Source organism: Burkholderia sp. MSMB1498 (genome assembly GCF_001526245.1).
Classification (GTDB): domain Bacteria; phylum Pseudomonadota; class Gammaproteobacteria; order Burkholderiales; family Burkholderiaceae; genus Burkholderia; species Burkholderia savannae.
The window spans coordinates 128688-142908 of the sequence record NZ_LOYJ01000128.1; the positions used below are offsets into that span (position 1 = coordinate 128688).

The 14221-nt window shown below is 69.9% G+C and carries 10 protein-coding genes and 1 riboswitch; of the genes, 1 reads left to right on the forward strand and 9 read right to left on the reverse strand.

Going from position 1 to position 14221, the window contains the following annotated elements; all coding sequences use genetic code 11:
- Positions 1–76: 76 nt before the first annotated feature.
- Positions 77–143, reverse strand: a riboswitch (Fluoride riboswitch).
- 146 nt (positions 144–289) lie between these two features.
- The 8 genes from WS91_RS30760 to WS91_RS30795 form a co-directional block, all read right to left on the reverse strand.
- A complete protein-coding gene (locus tag WS91_RS30760) occupies positions 290–1012 on the reverse strand; it encodes a haloacid dehalogenase type II (protein ID WP_038751047.1) in 723 nt (240 codons plus the stop codon).
- Positions 1013–1415: 403 nt separating this feature from the next.
- Positions 1416–2444, reverse strand: a complete 1029-nt coding sequence (locus WS91_RS30765; RefSeq protein ID WP_038751045.1) for a chemotaxis response regulator protein-glutamate methylesterase — start codon at positions 2442–2444, stop codon at positions 1416–1418.
- 4 nt (positions 2445–2448) lie between these two features.
- On the reverse strand, positions 2449–4860 hold the full coding sequence (locus WS91_RS30770) for a hybrid sensor histidine kinase/response regulator (RefSeq protein ID WP_059671634.1): 2412 nt from the start codon (positions 4858–4860) through the stop codon (positions 2449–2451).
- Positions 4857–5585, reverse strand: coding sequence for a chemotaxis protein CheW (locus WS91_RS30775; protein WP_059581104.1), 729 nt, complete (start codon positions 5583–5585; stop codon positions 4857–4859). The genes WS91_RS30770 and WS91_RS30775 overlap by 4 nt, the downstream gene beginning before the upstream one ends.
- Positions 5566–7713, reverse strand: coding sequence for a CheR family methyltransferase (locus tag WS91_RS30780; protein ID WP_059671635.1), 2148 nt, complete (start codon positions 7711–7713; stop codon positions 5566–5568). The genes WS91_RS30775 and WS91_RS30780 overlap by 20 nt, the downstream gene beginning before the upstream one ends.
- Positions 7710–8246, reverse strand: coding sequence for a chemotaxis protein CheW (locus WS91_RS30785; protein WP_038751037.1), 537 nt, complete (start codon positions 8244–8246; stop codon positions 7710–7712). The genes WS91_RS30780 and WS91_RS30785 overlap by 4 nt, the downstream gene beginning before the upstream one ends.
- A gap of 28 nt (positions 8247–8274) precedes the next feature.
- A complete protein-coding gene (locus WS91_RS30790) occupies positions 8275–9951 on the reverse strand; it encodes a methyl-accepting chemotaxis protein (RefSeq protein ID WP_059671636.1) in 1677 nt (558 codons plus the stop codon).
- 193 nt (positions 9952–10144) lie between these two features.
- Positions 10145–11242, reverse strand: a complete 1098-nt coding sequence (locus tag WS91_RS30795) for a hybrid sensor histidine kinase/response regulator (protein WP_059581092.1) — start codon at positions 11240–11242, stop codon at positions 10145–10147.
- 820 nt (positions 11243–12062) lie between these two features.
- On the opposite strand from WS91_RS30795, the gene WS91_RS37710 reads away from it, so the two are divergent.
- On the forward strand, positions 12063–12503 hold the full coding sequence (locus WS91_RS37710; RefSeq protein WP_231752118.1) for a MaoC family dehydratase: 441 nt from the start codon (positions 12063–12065) through the stop codon (positions 12501–12503).
- A gap of 248 nt (positions 12504–12751) precedes the next feature.
- Here WS91_RS37710 and WS91_RS30805 read toward each other — a convergent pair whose 3' ends face one another.
- Positions 12752–14185: an aldehyde dehydrogenase family protein gene (locus WS91_RS30805; protein ID WP_059671637.1), complete on the reverse strand. Its 1434-nt coding sequence runs from the start codon at positions 14183–14185 to the stop codon at positions 12752–12754.
- Between the last annotated feature and the right edge of the window lie 36 nt (positions 14186–14221).

Genomic DNA, 14221 nt, shown 5'->3' on the forward strand with positions numbered 1-14221 from the left:
CAGATTCGACAGGACATCAAACCCGGGCGGCAGGATGCCGCTTGTTGACGGATGGCCTACGACCTCCTGCACCCAGGAACGCGTAGGCATCATCAGCCGGCTCGCCGGCGGTTGTACGGAGGCATGCCATCTCCGGTCGCCGCGGATTGTACGCGATGCGGCTCGCGCGCGGCAACCGTCGCGGCGAACGCGGCGCGGCGGTTGCCGCGCGCCCTCGGCCCTCAGCGCATGCGCGGCCGGTCGAGGCACGGCGCGCGGCCCGTCGACCGGCCGCGCGCCGCGTCGCTCGTCACGCGCCGAGCCGCTGCGCGAGCTCGACGAAATCCGCCGCGACGACGTCCCAATCCTGCTCCGCGCGCAGATCCGTCGTCTGCGCGGGGCCGTGCTCGCGCGGGCGCGCGACGAACGCGCTGCGGTAGCCGCAGCGCCGCGCGGCCGCGAGATCGCCGTTGTGCGCGGCGACGAGGCACACCTGCTCGGGCCGCAGCGCGAGGATGTCGGCCGTGCGCAGATACGCTTCGGGCGTCGGCTTGTACGCCTGTGCGAGTTCGGCGCCGAGGATCGCGTCCCACGGCAGACCGGCGCGCTTGGCCATGTCGATCATCAGGATCACGTTGCCGTTCGACAGCGGCGCGATGATGTAATGCGCCTTCAGCCGGGCGAGCCCCGCGACCGAATCGGGCCACGGATCGAGCCGGTGCCACGCGAGATTCAATTCGTCGAGATCGGTGTCGGGCACGCTCGCGCGATCGACGCCGAACGCGGGCAGGATCGCCTCGAGATTCTCCCGGTGCAGCACGTCGAGCCGCGTGAACGGCCGCCGGCCGCTTCGCACTTCCTCCATCGCGGGCGAATAGCTCGCGCGCCACGCATCGGCGAACGCCGCGGGATCGGCCCCCGCGCGGCCATACTTCGCCAGAAAGGGGCCCGCGTCGCGAATGATGCCCGCGCGCCAATCGACCACGGTGCCGAACACGTCGAAAACCAACGCCTTCACGCCAAGCGCTTGCATGATGCTCTCCTGAGTCGTGGGATGAGGTTTCAGGATGCAGCGGGCCCGTCGGGGAAATCGTGCGGTGCTCGTCGGCCGTGCGCGCGCGGCCGGCTCGTGCCACGACCGGCCGCGCGGGCGGGATCGACGAACGCAGAACCGCCCCGTGCGGCCGCCGAACGCAATCTGCCGAACGCGGACCGCCGCTCCTGCACGTCTGGAAAATCGCACATCTGCCGCTCGACATTATCGGCGAATAGCGCGCGCGCTTTCGCTAGGACGCAATCGAGGCAGAAGTCGATGTCGATGTCGAATTGGAAGCCGAATCCGCGGTGCGAAGGGGAACTCGGGGAAGACATCGAACGCTTCGAACGCTTCGAACGCTTCGAACGCTTCGAACGCTTCGAACGCTTCGAACGCGCGCTCAGCGCCAGCGATGCTTGCTGCGCGGAACGAGCGAGATCAGTTGATCGGCGATCCGGTCGAGCGGCAGCACGGCGGTCGCCGCGCCGATCGCGGCGGCCGCCTTCGGCATGCCGTACACGGCGCTCGTCGCCTCGTCCTGCGCGATCGTGTAATGCCCCTTCGTGCGCATCGCCTTCAGGCCAAGCGCGCCGTCGCGTCCCATGCCCGTCAGCAGCACGCCGATCGCCCCGCCCTTCCAGTGCTCGACGATGCTGTGAAAGAACACGTCGACCGACGGCCGATAAGGCGTCTCCTCCGGCCGCCGCGTGTAGCCGAGCAGCCCGCGCGGCGTCAGATGCAGGTGATCGTTCGTCGCCGCGAGCAGCACCTCGCCCATCTGCGGCACGCTGCCCTGCCGCGCGATGCGCACCGGCAGCGGCGAGTAGCCGTCGAGCCATTGCGCCATCCCGATCGCGAACGCCTGATCGACGTGCTGGACGATCACGATCGCCGCCGGGAAATCCTCCGGCAGCCGCCGCAGCAGCGCGGTCAACGCGGTCGGCCCGCCCGCCGACGCGCCGATCGCGACGAGCGGCGGCAGCGCGCCCTGCGGCGCGGGCGCGGCGGCGGACGGCGCGGCGGACGGCGTGCGCGTCGCGAGCAGCCGGCCGATCTGGTCGATCTTCGCGAGCAGCGGCTGCGACGGATCGGCGCTGCCGCCCTGCTCGAGCGTGGGCGTGTCGACCGCGTCGAGCGCGCCTTCGCCCATCGCCTCGTACACGTACGACGCATTCGCGCCGACGTTCGCGGTGACGATCAGGATCGCGCACGGCGAGCGCGCCATGATGCTGCGCGTCGCCGACACGCCGTCGATTCTCGGCATCACGAGATCCATCAAGACGAGGTCGGGCGGCTGCGCGACGCAGAAATCGACGGCCTGCGCGCCGTCCGTCGCGACCCACAGCACGCGATGCTCGGGCCGCAGCGCGATCGTGCGGCGCAACGCCTCGACGGCGAGCGGCAAGTCGTTGACGATGCCGATGTTCATGGCTTTACGCGTCCCCAATCAGGTCGTGCACGGCGTCGAGCAACGCCTCGTCGTGGAAGCCGCCCTTCGCCAGGTAATAGTCGGCGCCCGCTTCGAGCCCGCGCCGGCGGTCCTCGTCGCGATCCTTGTACGAGACGATCATCACGGGCACCGATTTCAGCAGCGGATCGCCCTTGATCAGCGTGACGAGCTCGATGCCGTCCATCCGCGGCATGTCGATGTCGGTGACGACCAGGTCGAAGCTGTCGCTGCGAATCGCGTTCCAGCCATCCATCCCGTCGATCGCGATCGTCACGTCGTAGCCGCGCTTCTCGAGCAATTTTCGCTCCAGCTCGCGCACGGTCAGCGAATCGTCGACGACGAGCACGCGCTTGCTGCGCCGCGCGAGCGCGTCCTGATCGCCGCGCCGCACCTTCGCGAGCTCGCCGCCGCGAATCAGCTTGTCGATCGAGCGGATCAGATCCTCGACGTCGACGATCAGCACCGGATCGCCATTTTCCAGCAAAGCGCCCGCCGCAATGTTCTGAATTTTGTTGAGGCGTCCGTCTAAAGGCTGCACGACGAGCATCCGCTCGCCGAGAAAGCGATCGACCGCGACGCCGTAGGTTTCCGGCTCGCCGCCCACGACGACGACGGCCGTCGTCGGCCGGCCCTCGTCGAGCTCGCCTGCGTCGAGCAGCTGATGCGCGGTGACGAGGCCGACGCGGCGGTCGTCGAGCGGGAAATGCTGCTGGCCTTCGAGCACGTCGATGTCCGCGCGGTCGAGCTCGAGCGTGCGGCGCACCTGCACGAGCGGGAACGCGTACGGCTCGCCGCCGACCTCGACGATCAGGCTGCGGATCACCGACAGCGTGAGCGGCAGCTGCAGCACGAAGCGCATGCCGAGGCCCGGCTCGTTGAAGATCCGCACCGCGCCGCGCACCGATTTCACCATCTCCTGCACCGCGTCGAGGCCGACGCCGCGGCCGGACACGTCCGTCACCTGCTCGCGCATCGAGAAGCCCGGCAGCAGCAGGAATTCGAGCAGTTCCTGATCGGACAGGCGCGCGGCCGTGTCCTCGTCGGTCAGGTTGTGGCGGACGATCGCCGCGCGCACCGCGGCGAGATCGGCGCCGGGGCCGTCGTCGCTCACGCTGACGAGCAGCGACCCGGCGCTGTGCCGCGCCTCGAGCGTGATGGCCGCTTCAGCCGGCTTGCCGCGCGCGAGCCGCGCATCGGGCGGCTCGACGCCGTGGTCGATCGCGTTGCGCAGCAGGTGGCCGAGCGGCGCGTCGAGCATGTCGAGGATGTCGCGGTCGACCTGCGTCGCTTCGCCGGCGATCGAAAAGCGCACACGTTTGCCGAGCGAGCGCGCGAGATCGCGCACGACGCGCGGATACGCGCGCGTCGCGTCGCCGAACGGGCGCATCCGGCATTGCAGCGCTTCGTCGTAGAGCTGCTCGGCGATGTGCGAGCTGCGGCGCTCGAAGCGGTCGAGCTCGTCGAGCCGCGTCGCGAACGTGCGCTGCACGTCGGTGAACATCTGCCGCGCCTCGTTGAGCGCGCCGAGCACTCGCGGGTCGGCGTCGTCGGCGAGCGATTCGACGAGCGCGTCGAGCGAGCGGGCCGCATCGCGCTGCGCGCGCTTCACGCGCAGCATCGATTCGGCGAACGGCTTCAGCCAGCGCGATTCGACGAGCGATTCGCCGGACAGGCTCAGCAGGCGGTTCAGCGTGTCCGCGCGCACGCGGCGCATCGAGCCGGATGCGCCGCGTGCTTCGCCGGCGTCCGATGCAACGCGAACGCCACCGACACCGGCCGCATCACTCGCATCACCCGCGCCACTCGCGCCGCCCATGCCGCTCGCATCGCCCGCGCCGACCGCGCCGACCACACCGCCCGCACCGCGTCCGCCGCCGCTTGCGCGCATCGCGTCGGTCTTCCCGCTCGATCCGGCGGCGGCATCTCCGCCCGCCGCCCCGCCGCCGCGCGCGCCCGCGCCATCCGCCTCGCCTGCGTCGCCCGTCTGCGCGTCGCCCGTCCCCGCATCCGCCGCCGCGAGCGCCGCCGCGAACGCGTCGATCTCGTGCTGCGCGACCAACGCCGCCGCCTGCGGATCGCCCACGCGCACGAGCAGGTCGACGCCCGTCAGCAGCGCGTCGACATGACACGGCGTCAGCGGCCGCCGCCCGTGCTGCGCGGCGACGAAGCAATCCTCCATTCGCCCCGCGATGTCGACGCCCTGCGGCACCCCGACGATCCGCGCCGCGCCCTTGAGCGAATGCGCGGCGCGCATGCACGCCTCGAGCGTCGCCGCGTCCTGCGCGCCGCGCTCGAGCGCGAGCAGCCGCTCGGAGAGCGCCTGCGTCTGCGTGTGCGTCTCCTCGCGGAACAGCTCGAGCAGCGACGCGCGGCCGAAATCGTCGTCGTGACTCATCGCAGGCTCCGCGTGAGCGAATCGAACAGGCGGTCCTCGTCGAGCAGGCCGATCGTCTTGCCGCGCCACGCGAACACGCCGCGCGAATGCGCGTCGCCCGTGCGCGCGACGGTCGCCGGCACCGGCATCCACTCGGCCGGCGTGAAGCGCAGCACGCCTTCGACTTCGTCGACCGGGAACACGACCGGATCGCCGCGATGCGCGACGACGAGCATGCGCGTGAAGCTCGCGCGCGACGCGGCGCTATCGGCGCGCGCATCGAGGCTCAGCAGCTCCGCGAGCGACACCGCGACGCGCAGCGTGCCGCGCACGTTGACGATGCCGAGCACCGCACGGTTGCGGCGATGCGGCAGCGGATGAATCGATCGCGTGTCGGTAATCTCGCGCAGCACGCGGATCGGCAGCGCGAGCCATTCGTCGGCGACGCGAAACGCGAACGCCGAATGAACGGTCTCGGCCGCGCCGTCGCGCGCCGCCGACGGGGCCGGGGCCGCGTTCGCGCGCGGCGCGCGCTCGGCGGCGAGGCGCGCCGCGTCGGCGAGATCCGCGTCGGTCAGCGGGCGGTCGAGCAGCAGCGCCGCGTGACGCTCGAACACGGGGCAATTCAGGCAGCGGCGGTACGTATCGAGCCGCTCGCACGAACGGTCGCCGCGCGTGCCGATGCGATTCCAGCAAGCGTCGATGTCGAATGCGATCCGTGGTCGCTCAACGGCGTCGCGGTCCATGGGTTCCTCTCGGTTCGCCGCCGTCCGTGTCGGTCACGGACGCGGCCGATTCGTATTGGGCCGCGCGCCGGGCCCGTTGCATCAGCCACTGTGCGCCGTCGCGATCGCCCGCTATGTCGAGCAGCGTCGCCAAATGAGTCAACGCTTCGTAATGCGACGGCTCGAGGTACAGCGCCTTCCGATAGCAGTCCGCCGCTTCGTCGCCGCGGCCTCGCGCATCGGCGATCAGGCCGAGCAGGTAGAAGGCGTCGGCGCACGGGCCGGACTGTTCGATCGACGCATGCACCGCCTGCTGCGCGGCGTCGAGCGCGCCCGCGTCGGCGAGGCGGCGGGCCACGTCGAGCAGCGCCTCGGGCGGCGCGCCGATGCGCGGATCACCGGTCGCGCGCTGCGCGGCGTCGATCGCGGCGCCCATCGCGGCGGCGCCGCCGAGCGCCGGCGAGCCGGGCGCGCGCGGCGCGGGTGCCGGCTGCGCGACGCCGGCCGCGCCGGCGATCGGCCCAGACGCGAGCCACGCGGTGTCGAACGCCCGCGCGAGCGACGCGGACGTGCGCGGCACGGCGCCGGCATCGCGCGCGATCGGCCCGGCAGCGGGCCAGCCGGCGTCGGCCGCCGCCGTGGGCAGCGATTCGAGCGCCGGACGCGCGACGTTCGCGCGACGCGCAAGCGGCTCGGCCGCGACATGCGCGCCGCCGCCCGCACGCTCGAACGCATCGGCGTGCGCGTGCGCGCCGCCGGGCGCGCGCGAGAACGCGCCGGCCGCCGCCCAGCCCGCATCGAACGCGTTCGCTTGCGGCGAGATCGCGGCGCGTGCGGCGTCGCGAACCGCTCGCGCGAGCGGGACGCCACCGGGCCGCGCGACGTCCGGCGCGCGCGCGAATGCGCCGACGGCCCGCCAGCCGGGATCGGAGCCGGAGTTGAAACCGGAGTTGAAGCCGGAGTCGAAGTCGAAGTCGGAATCGGAGCTGAAGTCGGAATCGGATTCGGAATCACCGCCACGCGCGAGCGGCTCGGATGCGGAGCGCATCGCGGCCGGCGCGGGCACCGACGATCCGGCGGACGGCTCGGCCGGTGCGCCGTCGATCGCGCGCGCGATCGGCTCGGGCGTCGGCCATCCGGCATCGAAGAACCATTCATGCGCGATCGCGCGCAACGTGCCGCCGAGCGTCAACGTGCGATCGGCGCCCGCGATGCCCGCCGCCGCCGATCCGCCTCGCCACGCGGCGCCCGCCGCATGCGCGCCGGTGCCGTTCGCGCCGGGCCACGCCGACGCGTCCACGGCCGGCTTGCGAAACGCGAATGCCAACGGAATCTGCGCGGACGTCAACCCCTGCCGCATCACGACCCCTGTCTCGGCCGGCCCGACGAACAGGATTCCGCGCTCGTCGAGCTGCTCCTCGACGATCCGCACGACGCGATCCTGCGCGTCGCGATCGAAATAGATCAGCACGTTGCGGCAAAACACGAAGTCGTACGGTTCGCCGGGGCAGCCGAGCAGATCGAGCAGATTCGCCTGCCGGAACCGCACGCACGCGCGCACTCGCTCGTCGAGCACCCAGGCGTCGGCCGCCGCCTTGAAGTGCCGGCCGCGAAAGCCGAGCGCGTGGCCGCGAAACGAGTTGCGCCCGTAGCGCGCGCGCTCCGCGTGCGCGATCGCGCGCGCGCTGATGTCGAGCGCGTCGATCTCGAAGCGCGCCGGATCGATGCCCGCGTCGAGCAGCGCCATCGCCGCCGAATACGGCTCCTCGCCCGTCGAGCACGGCGCGCTCAGGACCCGCAGCGCGCGCGCGGGCTGAGCCGACAGCCGCTGCGCGCCGAGCCGCGCGAGCGCGCCGAACGCCTCGCGCTCGCGGAAAAACCACGTCTCCGGCACGACGAACAGCTCGATCAGCGCGCGCCGCTCGTCGTCCGACGCGTTCAGGCGCTGCCAGTACGCATCGAGCGCTTCGCTCGCGATCGGCTGCGGCGAACGTGCGGCCGGCTCGGCCGCATCGCCGCCCGCGCCCGGCTGCGTCGCGGCGATCCGCTCGGCGAGCGCGCGCGCGACGAAGTCGTTGCCGAGCGAGGCCGGATCGATCCCCGTCTCGCGCGACAGCCACGCCTGAAAGCGCGGATCGAACGCGTTCATCGGCCGCCTCCCGTCGGTGCGCCCGCGAGCGGCGCGCTCGCGCCGGCCGGATCGAGCGCCGCCGCGTAGTCGAACAGCAATGCGCGCGCATCGCCGCTAACGATGTGCTGGACCGCGACCCACTGGACGACGCCGTCCGCGTCGCTCGCGATCGGCCCGAGCCAGCGCGCGTGCGGCGTCGCGATTCCGCTGTCGCGGAACGCGTCGCGCGCGATTCGCGCGGTCTGCGTCGCGCGCTCGACGATGAGCCCGAGCAGACGCACGCGCGGCGGCGCGACCGCCGGCTCGGCGGCAGGCAGCCGGTAGCGCACGAGCACGAGCCGCGTCGAGCGCAACGGCTGCGCGGCGCGGCCGAGCGCGAGCCGCGGCACGTCGATCACCGGCACCGGCTCGCCGCGATGCATGAGGATGCCGGCCGCCCACGCGGGCGCGCCGGGAATCGTCTTGGTCGCGGCGAGCGGCAGCACTTCGGCGATCTCCGCCGCATCGAGCGCGTAGCGCTCGCCGTCTAGGTGAAACAGCAGGAACAGCATGTCGGCTCCGCTTGGCGCGTCACGCACATCACGCGTCGACCTTGAAGCGCGACACGCCCGTGCGCAACTGGTTCGCGACGAGCGTCAGATCGTCGATCGCCTGCGACGACTGCCGCAGCGATTCCGCCGTCTGCTGCGCGGCCTCCGACAGTTGCGACAGCGCCTGCGTGATCTGCTCGGCGCCGCTCGCCTGCGTCTGCATCCCTTCGTTGACCATCTGGAAGCGCGGCGCGAGCGTCTGCACTTCGGCGATGATCTGCGACAGCTGGCCGCCCACCTGCTGCACGTCGCGCATTCCGCGCCGCACTTCCTCGGAAAACTTGTCCATCCCCATCACGCCCGCCGACACTGCCGACTGGATCTCCTTCACCGTCTGCTCGATGTCGTACGTCGCGACCGCCGTCTGATCCGCGAGGCGGCGGATCTCGGTCGCGACGACCGCGAAGCCGCGGCCGTACTCGCCCGCCTTCTCCGCTTCGATCGCGGCGTTCAGCGACAGCAGGTTGGTCTGGTCGGCGACCTTCGTGATCGTCGCGACGACCTGGTTGATGTTGATCGCCTTCTCGTTGAGGATCGCGAGCTTCGCGTTCACCGAGCCCGCCGCATCCATCACGCTGCGCATCGTCTCGCCCATCCGCGTGAGGCCGCTCTGGCCGACGCCCGCGAGCGTCGCCGACTGCTCGGCGACCGCCGACACCTCGTTCATCGTGCGCAGCAGATCGCGCGACGTCGCGAAGATCTCGCGCGAGGTCGCGCCGATCTCGGTCGTCGTCGCCGCCGTTTCGTTCGCCGTCGCCTGCTGCTCGCGCGACGTCGCCGCGATCTCGGCGACCGACGTCGTCACCTGCAGCGACGACTGCTGCGCCTGCGCGACGAGCGCGGTCAGCTCGTCGGCCATGCGGTTGAAGCCGCTCTCGAGCGTGCCGAATTCGTCGCTGCGGCCGAGGTTCAGGCGCTGCGTCAGATCGCCCGTGCGCATCACGTCGTGCACGTCGACGAGCCGCGCCATCGGCACCGTCACCGCGCGATAGAGAAAATAGCCGAGCACGAGCGCGGCGACGAGCACGACGCCAAGCGCGACCGCGAGCGTGATCTCGGTGCCGTGCACCGATTCGCGGATCAGCGTCGCCGACTGCTCGGCGAAGCGCCGGTTCTCCTGCACGAGAACGTTGGCGGTGCGAATCACCTCTTCCCACGCGGGCGTCATCTTCGCGTACGCGGCGAGCGAATCGGGCTTCGCGCCGTGCGCCTTCTGCACGGTGTCGTTCAGGAGCGGCACGTAGCGCTCGTAGGACGCGCGAAACGCGTTGAAGCGCTCCTGATCGTCGTTGCGGAAGATCGACGCCTGATACGCGGACATCAGCTTGTCGGTTTCCTCGAGCAGGCTGGGCACCTTCGCGAGATCGCGCCGGACGGCGTCGGCGTCGGCGTCGACGAACACCGCGCGCTGCAGCGCGATGTACGATTCGTTCGTCGCCGCGCGCAACGAAGCGGCGAGATAGACGCCCGGAAGGGAATCGCGCTCGATGCTGATCGCTTCGTCGTTGATCGCGCGCAGGCGCTGATAGGACAGCGCCGCCATGAACAGCATCAGCACGAACAGCGCGCCGAAGCTGAACAGTATCCGGTTGCCCAGCGTGAGCCGGCTGCCGGCGGCGGGTTTGCGAAGAATCTCGTGGCTGGCGCGAGGCGTCACTGTGGGCATGTCGTTTTATCCGGCTGGCGGAAAATCAGATGAGGAAAGCGTCGCGCTACGCACGGGGCGGATCGCATCGATCCCGGCGCGACGCGAAACCCGGGCATCGCGAGTGTAACTTGAACCATCGTGAACGAGGACAGGTCGGTGCGCGCGAAGCGGATCGTGTCGCACGGACGGCGGCGTGCGGCCAGCGCGCGCGTCACGCGGCGCTCGCATCCTTCGGAATCCGAAGTCCCGCGAGGAAGCCGCGCGGCGTGTAGCGCATCAGGATCAGACCGCGATGCTTCGCGGCCGTCGCGCGCACGAACGCGAGCCCGAGCCCGAAGCCGCCGCGCTGCGCGCCGCCCGCCGGCACGAGCCGCACGAACGATTCGGTCGCGGCCGCGCGCTGCTCGGGCGCGATGCCGGCGCCTTCGTCCTCGACGCCGATCAGCCAGCCGTCGCCGTCCTCGACGAGCGTGCAGCGCACCTCCGAGCCCGCCGGCCCATACTTCAGCGCGTTGTCGACGAGATTGGCGACCGCGCGCGTGAGCATCATCCGGTCGCCGATGCACAGGCACTCCGTCGGCGGCACGTCGGCGCTCACGCGGCTGCCGACGCTGCCCGCTTTCTCCCACATCTGGTCGACGGCATCGAGCACGACCTCGTTCAGGCTCACCGTCTCGCTCGGCCGCTTCTCCGATTGCGCGCGCGTCAGATGAATGAAGCCGTCGGCGAGCGCGAGCGCGCGGCGCGCGTGCGTCTCGATCCGCTCGAGAATCGGCGGCATCGCGCCGTGCTCGTTGCGATAGACGTCGAGCAGCGCGAGGATCGACGTCTGCGGCGTGCGCATGTCGTGCGACAGGAAATCGAGCACCTCGTCGCGCTGCCGCAGCATCAGGTAGGAATTCGAGTGGTAGCGGATGCGCGCGATCAGCTCGATCGTGTCGGGCAACTTGACGAGATAGTCGTTCGCGCCGGCGACGAACGCCGCGCGCTTGACGACAGGCTCTTCCTTCGCCGAGAGCACGATGATCGGCACGCGCGCCGTCTGCGCGTCGGCGCGCCATGCGCGCACGAGATCAAGGCCGTCGATGTCGGGCATCACGAGGTCCTGCAGGATCACGGTCGGCTTCACTTCCCTCGCCATCGCGAGCGCGCGCTGCGCGTCGGTGCACGTGTGCAGCACGATGTCGCGCTCCGGGACGAGCGAGCGGCGAATCACTTCGCCGACGAACGCCTGGTCGTCGACCAGCAGCACCGAGATCCCCGATTCAAGCGAATCCGAAGCATTATCCCTACTCGTTTTGTTCATCATGTCGTAGCGCTACGCAATCGTTGCCTTGTTGCCTGTTCCAGCCCCGTTCGTCGCTCGCCTGCCCGGCTGGTTCAGCATGCGATCGCGTGAGCGCGAGCCCGCCGTTCCTCGTGAACGGCAATGAAACGGGCCCTCATTCTTTCTTAAAACGAATATAAAGTGCTGATGTTAAATGAAATTAAGTCCGCTCGCTGATCTCGCTCGATAATCGATGCGCATTTCACTCCTTTTTACGATCGAGTCATCGTTCGATCAGGTAAAAGCGTGTGTCGGAGCGGCCCGGCTGATTTCGTGGTCACAATGCGCCGGATACGCGCGGCGCGCAATTGCATCCGAGCAGTGTGTTATCTGCTCGCCACAGTGCGGTTTATCAATCGAGCTCGCGACGCCGGAAGATGAAGGGAGCGCAAACGTTTTCTTCGACGCAAGTCATCGCATGTTCGCCGAACCTGCGCGGCCTGCCGGAAATCGGCCTGCGGCGCCCGCTCGACGGGCGTTTGACGCGCGCGCGCGACACGCGCCGGCGCTCGGCTCTCGGCTCTCGGCTCTCGGCTCGACGCCTCACACATGCACGAAGCCGCCCGGTTCGGCCGGACGCGCCGTCAGATTGACCGTCCGGTCGGTGAACGATAGCATCTCCAATCGATGCGGCGGCGCGCATCGCCGTCAATGCCGGCGTGAGCGGGAACGCTTCGCGCGCCGCCCCCCCGGTTTTTCGAGACGGCGACGATCGCGACCATTGCCGCCTTATCTCGATATTCGGCAATTGCCGTTTAATACGCGGCCGCCACTTTCTTATCCAATTATTCTGCGCATCCTCATGAATACGAGTTACAACGTCGGCGAAACTATCTCGAAAATGGTCACGTTCGACATTGAATCCGTTCGCCGATTTGCCGCGCTCGCCGGCGACATGAATCCGCTGCATCACGACGAGGCGCTCGCCGGATCGACGCGATTCGGCGGACTGATCGTCAGCGGCACGCACTATTCGGCGCTGATGATGGGGATGGTCGCGACGTTCCTCAGCGAGCGGCGGCCGGCGCTCGGGCTCGAATTCGAATTTCAGTTCCGCAAGGCGGTCGCGGCGGGCGATACGGCGACGATGGAATGGCGGATCGTCGCGATCGAGCCGAACCCGAAGCTCAAAGGCGACGTCGTGCGCCTCGAAGGCACGCTGCGCAACGCGGCGGGCGACGTCTGCGTGCTCGCGAAGTCGACGAGCCTCAGCCTGCCGGGCCACGCGATCGCGGCGGCGTAGCGCGCAAGGCGCCGTTGCCGCGATTCGCGGCCGTCTTGTCGCGGCGGCCGCTGCGCATTTCGCCCTGCATCGACGCCAAGCACCGCCCGTCGCGCTCGCCCGCTTCCCGCGCGCCGATCCGCCGGATGCTCGTGACGAAAGGATAGGTCTGCGGAATCGCACGCCGAGCGCACCGAACAAGCCGAGCGCGCAGCGAAGCGGCGGCGACGCGCGCGACGGCGGCACCGCATCACGCCGCCGCGCCGCAATCAACGCTTGCGCACCACCATGAGCCGCAGCTCGGTCATGTCCTCGATCGCGTAGCGAATCCCTTCGCGGCCGAGCCCCGAATCCTTCACGCCGCCGTACGGCATGTTGTCGACGCGGAACGACGGCACATCGTTGATCACGACGCCGCCCACTTCGAGCTCGTCCCACGCGCGCTGCGCGTGCGCGAGCGAATCGGTGAACACGCCCGCCTGCAGGCCGAAATCGCTGTCGTTCACGCGCGCGAGCGCGTCGTCGAAATCGGAGAACGTCTCGAGCAGCGCGACGGGGCCGAACGCCTCCTTGCGATACAGATCCTGATCGCGGCCGACGTTCTCGAGCAGCGTCGCCTCGAACATCGCGCCGTCGACGCCGCCGCCCGCGACTATCCTCGCGCCCGCCGCGACGGCCGCTTCCATCCAGCCGGCCAGCCGCCGCGCCTCGGATTCGGAGATCATCGGGCCGACGAACGTCGCCGGGTCCTTCGGATCGCCCATCTTCAGCGAGCGCGTCTTCGCGATCAGCTTCTCGCGCAGCGCGTCGTAGACATCCGCATGCGCGATGATCCGCTGCACGCCGATGCAACTCTGCCCGGACTGATAGTACGCGCCGAACGCGAGCCGCTCGACGACGTAGTCGAGCCGCTCGCGCTGATCGGCGTCGACGATCGCGGCCGCGTTGCCGCCGAGTTCGAGCACGACCTTCTTCTTGCCCGCCTTCTCCTTCAGCGCCCAGCCGACCGCGGGCGAGCCCGTGAACGACAGCAGCTTGAAGCGCTCGTCGGTCGTGAAGAGATCGGCGCCGTCGCGATGCGCGGGCAGGATCGAGAACGCGCCCTTCGGCAAATCGGTTTGCGCGAGCACTTCGCCGATGATCAGCGCGCCGATCGGCGTGCGGCTCGCGGGCTTCAGCACGAACGGGCAGCCCGCGGCGAGCGCGGGCGCGACCTTGTGCGCGGCGAGGTTCAGCGGAAAGTTGAACGGCGAGATGAACGAGCACGGCCCGATCGGCACGCGCTTGTAATAGCCGCTGTAGCCCTGCGCGCGCGGCGAGATTTCGAGGTTGATGAGGCCGCCCTCGATGCGCACCGATTCCTCCGCCGCGACGCGGAACGTGTCGATGAGGCGCGTCACTTCACCCTTCGAATCGTTGATCGGCTTGCCCGCCTCGATGCACAGCGCTTCGGCCAGCTCGTCGAAGCGCTCGCGAAACCGCGCGACGCAGTGCTCGAGGATCGCCTGCCGCCTGAACGCCGGCAGCTCGCGCAGCGGCTTTTGCGCGGCGACGGCCGCGCCGATCGCGGCGTCGATCGCCTTCGCGTCGGCGAGCGCGACGCGCGTCGCGACCTCGCCGCTGTACTTGTCGGTGACGTCGAGATCGGTGTTCGCGTACACCGCCTCGTTCGCGAGGTAATACGGATAGGTTTCCTTCAGCATGTCGAATCACTCCGTCCGGTTTGATGCGCCGTGCCG